General features: G+C 69.4%; 17 protein-coding genes and 1 pseudogene. 9 read left to right on the forward strand and 9 right to left on the reverse strand.

Annotated elements, in window-relative coordinates; genetic code table 11:
* Window positions 1-176: 176 nt before the first annotated feature.
* The 3 genes from DFP74_RS07670 (at window position 177) to DFP74_RS07680 (ending at window position 4893) form a co-directional block, all read left to right on the forward strand.
* Entirely contained in the window at window positions 177-1133 is a 957-nt protein-coding gene (locus DFP74_RS07670; protein ID WP_121181060.1) for a methionyl-tRNA formyltransferase, read from the forward strand.
* 365 nt (window positions 1134-1498) lie between these two features.
* A complete protein-coding gene (locus tag DFP74_RS07675) occupies window positions 1499-3157 on the forward strand; it encodes an ABC transporter ATP-binding protein (protein ID WP_199725536.1) in 1659 nt (552 codons plus the stop codon).
* On the forward strand, window positions 3154-4893 hold the full coding sequence (locus DFP74_RS07680; RefSeq protein ID WP_121181061.1) for an ABC transporter ATP-binding protein: 1740 nt from the start codon (window positions 3154-3156) through the stop codon (window positions 4891-4893). Before DFP74_RS07675 ends, DFP74_RS07680 begins: the two co-directional genes overlap by 4 nt.
* Before the next feature lie 140 nt (window positions 4894-5033).
* On the opposite strand, the gene DFP74_RS07685 is transcribed toward DFP74_RS07680, so the two are convergent.
* Window positions 5034-5783, reverse strand: a complete 750-nt coding sequence (locus tag DFP74_RS07685; protein WP_121181062.1) for a GbsR/MarR family transcriptional regulator — start codon at window positions 5781-5783, stop codon at window positions 5034-5036.
* A 290-nt stretch (window positions 5784-6073) separates the two neighbouring features.
* On the opposite strand from DFP74_RS07685, the gene DFP74_RS07690 reads away from it, so the two are divergent.
* Window positions 6074-6253 (forward strand): hypothetical protein, encoded by a 180-nt coding sequence (locus DFP74_RS07690; RefSeq protein ID WP_199725538.1) that lies wholly within the window; start codon window positions 6074-6076, stop codon window positions 6251-6253.
* A gap of 118 nt (window positions 6254-6371) precedes the next feature.
* Here the strand turns inward: DFP74_RS07690 and DFP74_RS07695 are convergent, their stop codons facing one another.
* A complete protein-coding gene (locus DFP74_RS07695; protein WP_158612975.1) occupies window positions 6372-6995 on the reverse strand; it encodes a hypothetical protein in 624 nt (207 codons plus the stop codon).
* 351 nt (window positions 6996-7346) lie between these two features.
* Here DFP74_RS07695 and DFP74_RS07700 point away from each other — a divergent pair, with 351 nt between their 5' ends.
* From DFP74_RS07700 to DFP74_RS35130, 3 genes and pseudogenes are all read left to right on the forward strand, one after another.
* Window positions 7347-7973: a dihydrofolate reductase family protein gene (locus DFP74_RS07700; protein WP_121181064.1), complete on the forward strand. Its 627-nt coding sequence runs from the start codon at window positions 7347-7349 to the stop codon at window positions 7971-7973.
* 378 nt (window positions 7974-8351) lie between these two features.
* Entirely contained in the window at window positions 8352-8507 is a 156-nt protein-coding gene (locus DFP74_RS33470) for a hypothetical protein (protein ID WP_158612976.1), read from the forward strand.
* 66 nt (window positions 8508-8573) lie between these two features.
* A pseudogene (locus DFP74_RS35130) lies at window positions 8574-8897 on the forward strand (SgcJ/EcaC family oxidoreductase); the annotation flags it as partial.
* A gap of 177 nt (window positions 8898-9074) precedes the next feature.
* Here DFP74_RS35130 and DFP74_RS07715 read toward each other — a convergent pair.
* The 3 genes from DFP74_RS07715 to DFP74_RS07725 all read right to left on the reverse strand — a co-directional run bounded on the left by DFP74_RS07715 (window position 9075) and on the right by DFP74_RS07725 (window position 11193).
* On the reverse strand, window positions 9075-9473 hold the full coding sequence (locus tag DFP74_RS07715; protein ID WP_121188108.1) for a VOC family protein: 399 nt from the start codon (window positions 9471-9473) through the stop codon (window positions 9075-9077).
* Between the two features lie 172 nt (window positions 9474-9645).
* Entirely contained in the window at window positions 9646-10458 is an 813-nt protein-coding gene (locus DFP74_RS07720; protein WP_121181066.1) for a MerR family transcriptional regulator, read from the reverse strand.
* Between the two features lie 93 nt (window positions 10459-10551).
* Entirely contained in the window at window positions 10552-11193 is a 642-nt protein-coding gene (locus DFP74_RS07725; protein ID WP_121181067.1) for a DUF4352 domain-containing protein, read from the reverse strand.
* 296 nt (window positions 11194-11489) lie between these two features.
* Here DFP74_RS07725 and DFP74_RS07735 point away from each other — a divergent pair, with 296 nt between their 5' ends.
* Window positions 11490-12143, forward strand: coding sequence for a class I SAM-dependent methyltransferase (locus tag DFP74_RS07735; RefSeq protein WP_121181069.1), 654 nt, complete (start codon window positions 11490-11492; stop codon window positions 12141-12143).
* Between the two features lie 364 nt (window positions 12144-12507).
* On the opposite strand, the gene DFP74_RS07745 is transcribed toward DFP74_RS07735, so the two are convergent.
* The 4 genes from DFP74_RS07745 to DFP74_RS07760 all read right to left on the reverse strand — a co-directional run bounded on the left by DFP74_RS07745 (window position 12508) and on the right by DFP74_RS07760 (window position 14179).
* Window positions 12508-12699 (reverse strand): DUF397 domain-containing protein, encoded by a 192-nt coding sequence (locus tag DFP74_RS07745; protein ID WP_121181071.1) that lies wholly within the window; start codon window positions 12697-12699, stop codon window positions 12508-12510.
* A 162-nt stretch (window positions 12700-12861) separates the two neighbouring features.
* Window positions 12862-13044, reverse strand: a complete 183-nt coding sequence (locus tag DFP74_RS07750) for a DUF397 domain-containing protein (RefSeq protein ID WP_121181072.1) — start codon at window positions 13042-13044, stop codon at window positions 12862-12864.
* Between the two features lie 86 nt (window positions 13045-13130).
* Entirely contained in the window at window positions 13131-13307 is a 177-nt protein-coding gene (locus DFP74_RS07755) for a DUF397 domain-containing protein (RefSeq protein WP_121181073.1), read from the reverse strand.
* The gene (locus tag DFP74_RS07760; protein ID WP_147453832.1) at window positions 13304-14179 is read right to left on the reverse strand and encodes a helix-turn-helix transcriptional regulator; all 876 of its coding nucleotides are present in this window, start codon (window positions 14177-14179) and stop codon (window positions 13304-13306) included. The genes DFP74_RS07755 and DFP74_RS07760 overlap by 4 nt, the downstream gene beginning before the upstream one ends.
* Before the next feature lie 230 nt (window positions 14180-14409).
* Here DFP74_RS07760 and DFP74_RS07765 point away from each other — a divergent pair, with 230 nt between their 5' ends.
* Window positions 14410-14871: an ATP-binding protein gene (locus tag DFP74_RS07765; RefSeq protein ID WP_233571314.1), complete on the forward strand. Its 462-nt coding sequence runs from the start codon at window positions 14410-14412 to the stop codon at window positions 14869-14871.
* The last annotated feature ends 253 nt before the right edge of the window (window positions 14872-15124 follow it).

Genomic DNA, 15124 nt, shown 5'->3' on the forward strand with positions numbered 1-15124 from the left:
CGCTCGCGGTGGTCACGTGACGCGCACAGGGCCGCACACTCCGACCCGTGAACGAAGGTAACCCTAACCTAAGTTCTTGTCCAGGGATCCCCCTGCTTTCGGACTTTCCAGGCTTGCCTCCTTAGGCAAGCCTTGCTTTACTGGGGCGCCGCCACCCCAACACGAGGAGGACCTCCATGCGCATCGCGATGTTCGGTTACCAGACCTGGGGGCACCGGACACTGCGGGCTCTGTTGGAGTCCGGCCACGAGGTTGTCCTCGCCGTCACGCACCCGCCGTCGGAGCACGCCTACGAGCGGATCTGGTCCGATTCGGTCGCCGACCTGGCGGCGGAGAACGGCATCGAGGTCATCGAGCGCAACCGGCCCGACGAGGCGCTGGTCGCACGGCTGGACGAGGTCGCCCCGGACCTGATCGTGGCCAACAACTGGCGCACCTGGCTGCCCCCGGAGATCTTCGCCCGGCCGCGCCACGGCACGCTCAACGTGCACGACTCGCTGCTGCCCGCCTACGCGGGCTTCTCGCCGATCATCTGGGCCCTGCTCAACGACGAGGAGGAGGTCGGGGTGACGGCGCACAAGATGGACGCCGAGCTCGACGCCGGCCCGATCGTGTACCAGCAGGCCGTCAAGGTCGGCCCGCGCGACACCGCCACGGACCTGTTCCACGCCACCGTCGACCTCATCACGCCGGTGGTGCACACCTCCCTGGAGCGGATCGCCGCCGGGAGCACGGACTGGATCCCGCAGGACCGCTCCAAGGCCAGCTTCTTCCACAAGCGCGCGGAGGAGGACAGCCGGATCGACTGGTCCCTGCCCGCGGCGGACATCGACCGCCTGGTGCGCGCGCAGTCCGACCCCTACCCCAACGCCTTCGCCTTCCATGGCGAGCGCCGGCTGCGGATCACCCGCGCGTCGGTCTCGCAGGGGCGCTACGGCGGCACCCCCGGCCGGATCTTCTACCCCGAGGGCGACGGCGTGGTGATCGTCGCCGGACCCGACGCCCGCACCGGGCGCGCGCACGGCGTGGTCGTCGAGCGCGTGCGCACCGACGACGGGGCCGAGTTCGCCGCCCGCGAGTACTTCCGCAGCATGGGCGGGTACCTCACGCCGCACCCCCGGTCCACCACGTGAGCGCGGCCGGAGACGACACCGGTTCGACCGGCGGGAACACACCCGAGGGCGACGGCACGCACGGGGCTGAGGGGGCACGCGAGGCCGATGGGACCGGCGCGTCCCCAGACGCGAACGTGCCCGAAGGGACCGACGTGTCCCTAAGCGCGACCGTGCCGGAAGAGAGCCGCGCGCCCGAAGGGACCAGCGCATCCCCAGACGCGAACGTGCCCGAAGGGACCGACGTGTCCCTAAGCGCGACCGTGCCGGAAGGGACCCGCGCGTCCTCAGACGCGAGCGTGCCCGAAGGGACAGGCACGACGCAAGGTGCTGATAGTGCCGAAGGGACGCGCGGCGCCACGAAGGGCCGACGGTCCGGCGGTGCCGTGCTGCGCGGGGCCGTCGCGGGCCAGCGGGGCCGGGTGGCCGCGGCGTCGGTGCTCGGTTCGGGGCACCAGGCGGGCGAGGCCCTGGTCCCCGTCATCATCGGCGTGGTGATCGACCTGGCCGTGGCCACCGGCTCCCCACGAGCCCTGGCCCTGTGGCTGGCGGTGCTCGGCGGCGCGTTCGTCGTCCTGTCCTTCAGCTACCGGTTCGCGGCCCGCATCGCCGAGCGCGGCTCCGAGCAGGCCGCCCACGAACTCCGGCTCCGGTTGACACGTCGAGTCCTGGACCCGCGGGGCGGAGCCGAGCACGGCCGGCTGCCCGGCGCGCTGACCAACATCGCCTCCGGGGACGCCGAGCGGGTCGGCATGGCCGTGGGCCTGCTGGCACTCGGTGTCGCCTCGATCGCCGGCCTGGCGGTCAGCGCCGCCGCCCTGCTCCGGATCTCGGTTCCGCTGGGGCTGCTGGTGCTGCTTGGGACTCCCCCACTGCTCTACCTCGCCCACCTGGTGAGCCGGCCGCTGGCCCGGCGCAGCGAGGGCGAGCAGGAACGCGCGGCCCAGGCCTCCGGCACCGCCGCCGACCTCGTCGCCGGACTGCGGGTCCTCAAGGGGCTGGGCGCGGAGACCGCCGCCTCCGAGCGCTACCGCACCACCAGCCGCGCCTCCCTCTTCTCCGCGCTGCGCGCCTCCCGTGCCCAGGCCGGGCACGACGGCGCCGTACTCGCCCTGACCGGCGGGTTCATCGCGGCCGTCGCCCTGGCCGGGGCCGTGCTGGCCATGCGCGGCGAGGTCAGCATCGGCGGCCTGGTCGCCGCCGTGGGCCTGGCGCAGTTCCTGCACGGGCCCTTCCGGGTGCTCGCCTTCGTCAACGGCGTGTTCGCCCAGGCGCGCGCCTCCTCGCAGCGCATCGCCGAGGTCCTGGAGTCCCCCTGGTCGGTCCCCGACGGCAGCGCGTCGCTGCCGCCGGAACCCGCCGGGGAACTGCGCCTGGACGGGGTCCGGTACGGGTCCCTGCACGGAGTGGACGCCCGTGTCGAGTCCGGGAGCCTGGTCGGCGTGGTCGCCCCGGATCCGAGGGCCGCCGCCGACCTGCTCGCCTGCCTGGCCCGGGACGCCGACCCCGAGGAGGGATCGGTCGAGGTGGACGGGGTGGACGTGGCCAAGCTCGCCCTGGAGGACCTGCGCCGGGCCGTGCTGGTGGCCGAGCACGACGCCGCCCTGTTCGAGACCTCCCTGGCCGACAACGTGGCCGCCGCCGCCCGGGGGCCGATCGACCGCGCCCTGGACGCGGCGACCGCCGACGAGGTCGCCGAGGCCCTCCCGGACGGTCGCCGGACCCGGCTGGCCGAGCGCGGACGCTCGCTCTCGGGCGGCCAGCGCCAGCGCGTGGCCCTGGCCCGGGCCCTGGCGGCCGACCCGCCCGTCCTGGTTCTGCACGACCCCACCACCGCCGTCGACACCGTCACCGAGGCACGCGTGGCGCAGCGCCTGGCCGCGCTGCGCCGGGGCCGCACGACGGTACTGGTCACCACCAGCCCCGCCCTGCTGGACACCGCCGACACGGTCCTGTTCCTGGACGGGGGGACCGTGGCCGCCCAGGGCAGCCACGAGGACCTGGCCCGCACGTTGAAGACCTACCGCGAGACGGTGTTCGCATGACGCTCCTGCCCACCGCCGAGGCCCCCCGCGTCCGGCGGGCCGTCGTCGATCTCGTCATGGCCCGCAAGGGCACCGCCGCCTGGGCCGTGGTGACACTGGTGGGCGCGACCGCCGTCGGTCTGGGGACCGCGCCGGTGCTCGGCCACATCGTCGACCTCGTCGCGCAGGGCCGCGAGCCCTCCTCCCTGATCGTGCCCATCGCGCTGCTGCTGGTCATCGCCGCCCTGAGCGGTCTGGGCAACGCCCTGGGCGTGGCCGGAGTGGCCCGGCTCGGCGAAGGCGTGGTGGCGGACCTGCGCGAGCGGTTCGTCGCGCGGGCGCTGCGGCTGCCGCTCGACCAGGTGGAACTGGCAGGGTCGGGCGACCTGACCTCGCGCGTGACGGGCGACGTGACGGTGGTGACGCGCGCGGTGCGCGACGCCTTCCCGCGGCTGGCCCAGGCGCTGTTCACGATCGTGCTCACCCTGGGCGCCCTGGCCCTGCTGGACTGGCGGTTCCTGGTGGCCGTGCTGCTGGCCGTTCCGGTGCAGATGTACTCACTGAACCGGTACCTGAAGCTGGCGGGACCGGTCTACGACGAGCACCGCAAGGCGGTCGGCGAGCGCCAGCACCGGCTGCTCGACACGATCAGCGGCGCCCGGACCGTGCGCGCCTTCGGCCTGGCCGACGAGCACACGCGGCGGGTGGGGAGCGCCTCCCAGCGGGCCGCCGACCTGGCCGTGGCCGGGATGCGGCTCGCCACGCGCCTGTTCTCGCTGCTCAACCTGGGTGAGTTCATCGGGCTGGCGGGGGTGCTGATCGCCGGGTACTGGCTCGTGGGCCAGGACATGGCGACCATCGGCACCGCCACGGCGGCGGCGCTGTACTTCCACAACCTGTTCGCCCCGATCAACACGGCGATCGGGCTCGCCGACGAGGCCCAGAAGGCCCGTGCGGCGCTGGCCCGCATGATCGGCGTATGCGACCTGCCCGCCGAGGAGGAGTCCGACGGCCATCCCGAGCCGGACGGTTCGCTGTCCCTGAGCGGTGTGGGGCACTCCTACCGCCCCGGTCTGCCGGTGCTGTCGGACGTCGACCTGGAGGTCGCGCCGGGCGAACGGGTCGCCCTGGTGGGAGCGAGCGGCGCGGGCAAGTCCACCCTGGCCAAGCTCGTCGCGGGAATCCACCCCGCGGCCGAGGGTTCGCTGCGCGTGGGCGGGCTCGACCTCGCCGCCACGGGCCCGATCGCGGCCCGCCGGGCGGTGACGCTCATCAGCCAGGAGGTGCACGTGTTCGCCGGGCCCCTGGCCGACGACCTGCGCCTGGCCCGCCCGGAGGCCACCGACGAGGAGCTGTGCGCCGCCCTGGAGACCGTGGGCGCGCTCGGTTGGGTCGAGGCCCTGCCGGAGGGCATGGCGACGGTGGTCGGCACCGGAGGGCACAAGCTCACCGCGGCCCAGGCCCAGCAGGTCGCCCTGGCCCGCCTGGTCCTGGCCGACCGTCCGATCGCGGTCCTGGACGAGGCGACCGCCGACGCGGGCAGCGCCGGCGCCCGCCAGTTGGAGGAGGCCGCCACCCGCGCTCTGGAGGGGCGCACGGGACTGGTGGTCGCCCATCGACTCACCCAGGCCGCCGAAGCGGACCGGGTGGTGGTGCTGGAGGGCGGCCGCGTGGTCGAGTCGGGGCCGCACGAGGAGCTGGTGCGGGCGAGCGGCCCGTACGCGCAACTGTGGAAGGCCTGGTCGGCACGCCGGTAGCCCGGCCACGGGCCGGCACCGGGGGGCGACCCGTCCCCCCTGGACATGGAGCCGCGGGGCGCCGACCGGATGCCGGAGGGCCGGAGGGCCGGATCGGCCTGCTCGACGACGTCAGGCCGTTCGAGGAGGGCGGCCTCGGCCTAACCGCGTTCCGCGTCCGGTTCGGCCGTCCCGCCCGGCACGGCACCGGTGTCCGAGTGCAGGACGTCGCGGGCCTGCTCCGAGGCCCGGGTGAGGCTCTCGGTGACGAAGTCGAGGAAACGGGCGATGTTCTCCAGGCGGGCGGCGGCCGGGGTCCCGGAGCCGAGAATGGCCACGCCCTGCCGCGCGGTCGCGACGACCTGGGCGTTGGAGCGGGCGCTGGCCACCATCGACTGGTACCAGACGTCGTCGTCGACGACATAGCGCTCGCGGCGTCCGCTCTCGCGCTCCCGGCGCACCAGGCCCTGCCCCTCCAGGAACGAGATCGCCTTGGAGATGGACGCCGGGCTGACGTGGAGGCGCTGGACGAGCTCGGCCGAGGTGAGGCTGCCGGAGTCGGTCATGTAGAGGCACACCAGCACCCGCGCCATCATCTTGGGCAGGCCCGCCTGCATGAAGACGGTCGTGAAGGTCTCCTCGTACTCACGCACGGCGTCCGCGTCGCGCCCGTGCTCCTGCGCGGGCGCCTGTGTCCCCCGGGACACGGTACGGCGACGGGTGCGGCGCTCGGTGGCGCGCTGGGCCAGGTCAGCGCGGTAGGCGGTGGGGCCGCCGTTGCGCATGACCTCGCGGGTGATGGTCGAGGTCGGACGCTCCAGGCTCCGGGCGATCTCGGCGTAGGCCAAGCCGTCGGCCAGCCCCATCGCGATCTGCCGCCGTTCGGATTGGGTGAGTCTGCCTCCCGGCATCGCGGTCTCCGTCGTGGTCGGGGGTGGTGGTGGGTGCTGTGGCAAGCCTAGCGCTCACTCCACTACATTGCAACGAGCATGGCCCTGGTCGTTGCATTGTCTTCTAGGTCATCGCAACGGAACTATTCACTTGAACTGCTAGTAAGATGATGAATCGCAACACTACCCTTGCGCGATTGTCGAATGCAACGTAGCTTTTCCATTGTCAGAAACAACGAGTCGCAGGAGCACCCCATGCACCGGTTCACCACCTCCATCTCGATCACCCTCCCTGCGACCAGCAGGACACGGTGGTCGACGTCGGCCCCTGGCTGCGCAGCGGTTCCAAGACGATCCAGGTCGAGGTGGCCTCCACGCTGATCAACCGCATGCGGGCCTTCCGTCCGGATGTCTATGAAGACGTGGCCCGGCAGGACTACGGGCTGCTGGGCCCGGTGCGACTGGTGCCCTACGGCGAAGCCGAGCTGTGACGGTTCCCGTTCGGGGAAGTGCGCGGTGCACCTCCCCGGACGGGTGCGACGAGGGCGGCCGTGTCGCGACCATCCCCGCGTGCGCGGGGAGAACACGGAGGGAGACCACGGCCAGGAACTAGCAGTGAAGTGCGTTTCTGCCGGTCATCCCTCGTCGACCTCGGACACGGCGACATGCGGGGAATCCCATGTGCCCGACAGCAGCGCCGTGGCCACCTCGATGCCCGGTTCCACCTCGAACGGGATACGCGTCATCATCAAGAGCGAACGCGGCATCCGAGTGGTACGCATACCGGTTGCCGTCGGCGTCCATGATCTCGGAGCCGTCGATCTCGGGGGTCTGCGGACCGTTCGAGGCGTTGGCCAGCTCCACGTCGAGGATGACGAACTCCCAGCCGTCCGAAGCTACCGCGTTGGAGTAGGACCCGTTGACCTGGTCGGCACGCTCCACGCCCGTCACTGTGATGTCCCAGATCCCGTCAGAGGTGGCCTCACCCATGGCCACCGGGTCGGGGAGGTTGTCCGAGACGGTGACGTCCGGGTCCTCTTCGTACTCCTCCATCGCTTCCATGTCCTCGGGAACATCGGGAGCGGCGTCTCCCATTTCTGCATTGAAGTCTTCGAACGCGCTGTTGAGCTGGGCGCGCAGGTAGGCCTGGTTGCCGAACCAGCCGGCACCGAAGCCCGCGATCAAGGCCATGGCTGCTGCCGCTGCGGCGACGATCCAGGAGGTTTTGTTCACGGGGCTCCTCATCAAGGGGGTGGCCACGGAGAGGAGCGGGCTGCCCGTGGGGGATTGCGCAGGTTACGCCAGTGACCGTAGTCAGTGGCAAAGAATTCGGCCGGTGATTCGTCGGCGTCGTCACCGAGGTGAGACCCGTACTGGTCATCCGGCGGGCGACTGTCGAGCACGCAAGCCGTGTGCCTCGGGTTTCTCCATAGACCGTGCACGTACAGCACCACCGACGCGGGCCGTGTTCGCGCCGAGCGCGGAAGAATCGGTCGCACGGATCGGCATGCGGCCGATGAGTTCGGTCGGGTGTCCTGGTCAGACCGAGCGACACCCAACCAGGGAACAGGGGAGACCACGCTCATGAAGCTCACCACCACCACATGGATCACCGTTGACGGCGTCATGCAGGGGCTCGGCGGAGCGGACGAGGACCGCAGCGGCGGATTCGACCGCGGCGGATGGGCCATGCCGTACTTCGACGACGAGGCCGCGACGTTCCTCAACCGGATCTACCAGCGCGCCGACGCGTTCCTGTTCGGACGCCGGACCTACGAGATCTTCGCCGGTTACTGGGGCGTGATGCCGAACCCGGACGACAACCCCATCGCCGCGGCCCTGAACACGCGGCCCAAGTACGTCGCGTCGACGACCCTCACCGAACCGGGGTGGGCGAACACGACCGTCCTCTCCGGTGACGTCGCGGCCGCCATCGCCGAGCTGAAGGCCACGCAGCCGGGTGAGCTGCAGGTGCACGGCAGCGGAGGTCTGGTCCGCTGGCTGTTCGAGAACCGGCTCGTCGACGAGGCCGTCCTGCTCATCTGCCCGGTGGTCCTCGGCGAGGGCACTCGGCTCTTCCCCGACAGCGGCCCGGACACGGCGCTCGACCTGGTCGACTCGCGGTCCACCCCGAGAGGGGTGTCGATCCAGGTCTACCGGCCCGACGGCCGCCCGCGGTATGAGACGGCCGCGCCGGCCCCGAAGCCGTGACGAGTCACGAACGGGGAGGGCTCGAAGCGCCTCGACGGCGAGCCGCTGCGTGAGAGACCATCCCCGCGTGCGCGGGGAGCACCAGGTTTCCAGGGCTCGGCGGTCGACCTCGACCAGACCATCCCCGCGTGCGCGGGGAGCACTCTTCCTGACCTGCGCGTTTAGCTGGCCGATGTGCCCTTTTCTGCAACTTGTGGAGAAACAGACATACCGCCCAATTCAGACACCTTCTCCACCCGGTTCCGCCGAGCCTACTCAACGAACCCGGGACCGCACAGCCGGACTGTCAAGTCGCCTCCGGCCAGCGAGAAGCTCTTCGAACACCTGGCACAAGCCGGGCACAAGGTCAGGACTGCCCCCCGATCGCAAGGAGGCTGGATGAGCGCGATCGACAGCGCCCACGTGCAGCCCGCTCTCCCCGCGGCGCGGTCGATCACCACGACGATCCGGCCCTTGCCCCAGAACCTCGCCGGGCGACGAACCAGCATGCGACCGAATACCGCGTTTGCGGCAGTTGACCTCAACCAATGTTGAGGCAACAGAGTCGGTACCGAAGCCGTCCCCCACCCGAAAACCGACCCGGGAGTTCCCATGAGAACCATGAACCGCAACGAGGGGACCACACCCTCAGGCGTCGAGAAGGACGTCACCGAAATCGTGGCGCGCTACGAGGATGCTTTCAACGCTAACGACGCCAAGGCGATGAACGCCCTCTTCTCCCGTGACACGACCTTCATCAACTTCAGCGGCAACCTCGTGTTCGGCGCCGACCGCCTCTACGAGGCACAGGCCTTCGTCTTCGCGGAAGGCGGCCCCCTAGCCGACATCTCCGTGACCTACACCGTCGAGGGCATTTCCTTCCTCACACCAGAGATCGCCGTGCTCCACGCCCGCCAGAGGTCCGCCAGGGCCGGCGATCGAGCCCAGGGGCCGGATGACGGCCAAGGAGGCAGGGATGCGATGGAGGGCATTCTGACGATGACCTTGATGCGAGACCCTGCCGGGAGAATGGCTCATCCGCACGGCCCAGAACACTCCAGTCTCGGCGCCTCGATAGGGGTCGAAGGCACCGCCTTCCGGAGTGAGGGCTCATCGCGGCTCCTAGGGACCGAGCGGGCCCAACAGGTCCCAGCGGTTGCCCGCGATGTCCAGGAAGACGGCGATCCGGCCGTAGGGCTCATCGCGCGGCTCGGTCATGAACCGAACGCCCGCCGCCTCCATCCGCGCGTACGACTCCTCGAAGTCGTCCACCCGGAGGAAGAACCCCACCCGTCCCGCGACCTGGTCGCCCACGACCGCCGACTGCCGCTCGCCGTCCGCGCGCGCCAACAGGAGTCCGGCGCCTCCGCCCGGCGGCCGGACGACGACCCACCGCTTCGCACGGCCGTCGTTGGTCAGCGACGGGGCGTCCTCCACCAGCTCGAAGCCGAGCGCGTCGACGAAGAACGCGATCGCGGGGTCGTACTCGTCCACCACGATCGTCACCAGGTCCATGTGCATCCCGACACCGTAGCCCTCGCCGCCCGTCCCCGGACAGAGCACGCCCACCCCCATCGCGGTCCTGGCGGACTCGAAACGAAGGCGGGCGCGATGCTGATGCGCGGAGGTGGCGAGGGCGATCCGGGACGTGCCGCTGGTTCCTCAGCGTCACGAGACGGATGGAGCCGTCGGGTCAGGCGAGCGGGGCCTGGATCTCGGTCACCCAACCCGGCAGGTCGTCGGGAGCGGCCAGGGTCACCTCACGTGTGTAGCCGTCGGCGCGGTGGCCGTTGTCCTCGATCCAGCGGGCCAGGGTCTGGGCGGTGGGCAGGACCTCGGACATGGCGCCACGGTGCACGATGGTGGCGGCCCGCTCCACGGCCGGCACCTCCACGACCTCTGCCCCCTCGACCTCGTGCACACCGGCGGCCACCGGCATCGCGGCGTAGACGAGGATGCCGCCGTCGGGCACGTCCTCGTAGCGGGCCAGGCCAGGACCGACCGGGTCGACGCCCGCGGCGCTCAGGAGTCGGCACAGCTCCTCGAACAGGGGACTGATGACCGGTCCGATGTCTTGGGGCTCGAAGGTGGCGGCGGTGCCGGTCAGTTCGGCGACGCGAACCGGTGGCAGGGGCTTGATGACGATGTCGTCGGTGGACATGGTTCCCTCACTCTCGATGACGCGGAGACGCGCCTCGACCCGGGCCAGGCGTGTTTCGACCTCGACAGCGACTTGAGCCAGTTCGGCGCGGCGCAGGCGCAGCATGCCGCGCATCTCGGTGGCGCTGAGGCGCTCATTGAGGATCGCACCGACCTGTTCCAGGGTGAACCCCAGGTCCTTGAGCGCGATGACGCGGTTGAGCCGGGCGAGCTGGGCCGCTTCGTAGCGGCGGTAGCCGGTGAAAGGGTCGGTGTGGGCCGGACGCAGCAGGTCGATGGAGTCGTAGTGCCGGAGCATGCGCACCGACACCCCTCCGTGCTTGGCGAACTCTCCGATGGTCAGCATGGTGTCTCTAGTGAAGGGACTGACACGGTGTCAGAGTCAAGAACGCCGAAGGGACCACGGCCAGGAACCAGCAGCGAGGCACATCGTTGCTGGTCAGCCCTCATTGATCTCGGACACGGCGACCTGCGGGGAATCCCATGTGCCCGACAGCAGCACCGTGGCCACCTCGATGCCCGGTTCCACCTCGAACGGGATACGCAGGGTCGCCGTCCCGTTCGGGTTGACCTCGGAGTACATGGCGTCGTCATCATCAAGAGCGAACGCGGCATCCGAGTGGTACGCATACCGGTTGCCCTCAGCGTCCATGATCTCGGAGCCGTCGATCTCAGGGGTCTGCGGGCCGTTGGAGGCGTTGACCAGTTCCACATCGAGGATGACGAACTCCCAGCCGTCCGAAGCGACGGCATTGGAGTAGGAACCGTTGACCTGGTCCGCACGCTCCACACCCGTCACAGTGATGTCCCAGATCCCGTCAGAGGCGGTCTCACCCATTGCCACCGGGTCCGGAAGGTTGTCCGAGACGATGACGTCCGAGTCCTCTTCGTACTCCTCCATCGCTTCCATGTCCTCGGGTACGTCGGGGGCGACGTCTGCCATGTCCGTGTTGAGGTCCTCGAACGCGCTGCTGAGCTGGGCCCGCAGGTAGGCCTGATTACCGAACCAGCCGGCGCCAAAACCCACCATCAGGGCCATGGCGGCTGCCGCTGCGGTGACGATCCAGGAGGTCTTGTTCACGGGGCTCCTCATCAAGGGGGTGACCACGGAGAGGAGCGGGCTGCCCGTGGGGATGTGCGCGGGTGACGCAGCGACCGTAGCCAGGCCGAAAGGCTTCGACCTGCGCTTCGCCAGTGTTGTCGCCGAGATGAGACCCGTGCTGGTCATCCGGCGGGCCACAACTGACGGTCCGGCCAGAGCCTGGGAAGGCCACACTGCGGAAGTGTCGGCCTCATTCGCGGTTCCCCTGACGTCCCAGTCGTGACGTGGCTACCGTGGTGGGGGTCCTGTCACCCGAAGCCGCAAGGACCACGATCATGGTCAACCCGACCACGGACGTCTCCAGCTATTGGGACCGATACAACCAGGGCATTCCCCCGCAGGAGTCGGAGGAAGTCCCGGCCCTGGAGTGGACCCAATTCCCCGAACACGGGCCCGGCCTCGAACTCCTCGGTGAACCCTCCACAACCCTGGAGCTGGGATTCGGGCGGGGCAACACGGTCGCCGCGCTGGACTCCCACGGGGTGAAGGCCGCGGGGGTGGACGTGTCACCTGCGGCGGTGCGCGCCGCGGGGGAGCGGTGGGAGCACCTGGGCGCAGAGTTCCACCACGCGGACGTGACCGAGTTCCTGGGCGGTACCGACCGGCGGTGGGAGGCGATCTACTCGATCTGGGGGGCGGCGTGGTTCACCGACCCCCAGGTGTTGTTCCCTCTGGTGTACAACCGCCTGGAATCCGGTGGCCGGTTCGTTTTCTCCCACGCCCCCGCGGTCCCCGGATCCTACGGTGTGCAGGGCGTGTACGGGGGAGGGTTCAATGGGCGCCAGGTGTGGGTGTACCGCTGGGCCTACGAACCGGAGGTGTGGGCTGAGATCCTGACAGGCCACGGCTTTGCAGACGTGAAGGTGTGGGTTGAGACCGCCCCGGAGCCCGACCATGTGGGAACCCTGATCGGCACAGCGTGCCGCTGAAGTCGCTGGCTCGGTCGCCCTGCCGGGGACGCATGGACGCGACGACCATTCAGGGCGCAGCGAAGACTTACCCTTCGTCTCTCCAAACGTCTTCGTGGGTGAATACCTGCTCACGCCCCGCTTTGACTTCGGCGGAGACGCGCACAGCGTCGGCGTCCTCATGCTCTTCGAGAAGCCGCTCATAGCGTTCGACGCAGCTTGCTGGAACCAACAAGTGCCCGGTGAGATCACGTCCGACCCCGGGCCCGCCTTCAGGCTCCGTAGACATCGTGCCCATGACACGTCCTCCTGATCTCGTGAGCAGCTTGGGTTGGCCAAATGACGCTCCCGCCCATCAGGAAGGTGCGCGGAGTCCCTCAGCGGCTCACGGCTTGAGCGCGAGGAGGAGTGCCGTCCACTCAGAGTTCGGGTAGGCCAGGTGGCCGAGGTCGCGGTGCTGTGTGTCGCGCACAGCGGTCTCGGCCCTCAGTTCAGCGACCTCCACGCAGTCGCCACCGTTGGTGCTGTAGCTGCTCTTGTGCCAGGTGATAAAGACGTGGATGCGCGGCTCGGTCATTCCCGATCTCCTTCTCCAAGGGGGTCTACTGCCCCTCTCTCAGGAGCGGACGGATGAAGCGCACCGGCTCATCGGTTCGCGATCCTAGCCCACGGGCTCCCGAGGAACACCTCTTCGGTTTCTTCCAGCACCAGGCCACTGCTTCAACAGAAGCTCGGTGACCTACGGCCTTAGCGCAGCGAGGAGGGCCGCCCATTCGGTTCTGGGGTAGTCAATGTGCCCGAGCCCACGGTTCTGTGTGTCCCTCACGGCGACCTCAGCCTCCAGGTCGGCAACTTCCACGCACTGCGGTCCATCGGGGTTGCTATAGCTGGACTTCCGCCACCGCGCTGCGCTGATGTCCATGGGGGTTCTCTCTTCCGATCTGCGGCCATGAGGTCAAGCCCTATACAAATCCATGCTCCGATGCTGCTTCGCTCGCTCTCCGTGAGTCACGGCTTGAGTGTGGCGAGGAGTGCTGCCCACTCACCGTTCGGGTAGGCGAGGTAGCCGAGGTCGCGGTTCTGCGTGTCTCTTACGGCGGCTTCGCCGGGCAGGTCCGCGACTTCGACGCAGTTGCCGGATCCGCCGCTGTAGGAGGACTTGCGGAACTCCATGTTGTCCGTCATTCGAAACCTTTCTTCAATCGGGCTATGAGGGCTTGGCTGTCAGGCGTGTTCAAAGCGGCCTTGCGCAGGTGCTCGAAGATTCTTCGGTAGTGCGCGACGTCCGATGGGGAGTCCAAGAAGAGATTTGCGGTCGGGCCTTCGATGTTCACGGATGCAAGGCCCGCGTCCGTGACGTCGAGGACGGTGAAGCAGGCCATCTCCATGGCGCTATGGCTGCCGGCGGTGAACGGGAGCACCTGAAGGGTGACCCGCTCCTGCATATCGCTCAGTTCCAGAAGGCGCTGCAACTGTCCACGCATGGTGGGCACGCCCCCGGCCTGCTGGCGAATGGCCGCCTCTCCGATGATCGCCCACACGTGCGGCGCCCCGCGTTCCTCCCAGGCTGCCTGGCGACGCATACGGACCTGCACCCTGTCCTCGATGTCGGCCGTGGGCGTGTGATTCACCGCGTGCACCGCCCGAATGACCGCACGGGCGTAGTCCTCCGTCTGGAACAAGCCGGGGACGATCTGGGTCTCGAACGTTGAGATCTCGGACGCGGCCTCCTCAAGGCCGATGTAGGTGCCGTAGTGCTTGTCCACATCGTGCCCCTGCCACCACCCAGCGGTTCGGGCGATCTCCCGAAGCTCCATGATGCGGGCGACTTCGTCCGGCCCGACCTCGTACTGAGCGAGCAGCCGTTCGAGGCTGTGCACACCGGGCACCTGCCCATCGGCCTTCCCTGACTCCCACCGGGACAGGGATGAGGCCTGCGTCCGCGCGAGCTTGACGACCTCGTTGAAGGGGCGGTCGCCCCGCAGACGCCGGAGTTCCCTGGCCAGTATCCATCGCGCGACCGTCGGCGCTGTGGGGCGGGAGGCCTTGGTGTTCATGGGCTCAGGATGCCACAGCACGGTCACGGCACTTGCGAAGGGAACTTCAAAAAGGAACTTCGTAAAGCAACTTGTCTTCTTGAGCGGAGCAATGCACACTGGGTTTTCAAGCGATCCCGTTGTGTGACGAGGACGTGGGCTCGGCTGCCAGGGACGAGGCGAGGAGGTTCGTGATGGGTGGGTTCGAGATACCGAGGCCGAGGTGTGGCCAGAACGAGGACCGGCGGGTGGTGGGTGGGTTGCCGGTACGCGTGCGGAGCCGGCGTCTGGGGGTGTCGTCCGCCTACTTCGACGGCAGGCCCGACCAGGTTGGCCGCATCCGGGACTGGAGCCGGGTAGCGACCGGACTGGAGCGTGGGCACACCGACTCGGTCGAGCTGGTGGTGAGCGAGCTGGTGACCAATGCCGTTCGGCACTCAGCCTCGGGCAACCGGTGCGGGCGGGTTCGGGTCACCGTGGAGACTCTGCCCGGCCAGATCGTGCTGGTGTCGGTGACCGACGACGGGCCGCGCACCGGACAACCGACGAGTCTCCCCCGGATCCCCGAGCAGGCCGACGATCTCTGCGCGGGCGGGCGCGGGCTACAGCTGGTGCACGAGCTGTCGGAGAAGTGGTGGTGGACCGGCTGCGCGGGCAGCCCTCTGACCGTGTGGGCGCTGATCGACCCCCATCACGACCTCGCCCAAGTCTGAGCCCTCGACGAAGCACCAGGCGGGAAGCGCAGCCCCCGGGCCATCGACACCCGCCTGAGCAGCAGGAACGAAGACGCCCCGTCCGGTGAGTGGAGTCACCGAGCCGGGGCCTGACGACCACCTGAAGCAACCAGGAGGCCATCGATGAACCAGCCTAGCGGGCGGCACCGCAGGCCGAGCCGAAGTCTGGCCGAGCAGGTCCGGCGCGTGGCCGCCACCGTCCTCGCGGCGGCTCTGGCGTACGTGTTCGTTC

Origin of the sequence: Nocardiopsis sp. Huas11 (assembly GCF_003634495.1) — a bacterium.
Taxonomy (GTDB): Bacteria; Actinomycetota; Actinomycetes; order Streptosporangiales; family Streptosporangiaceae; genus Nocardiopsis.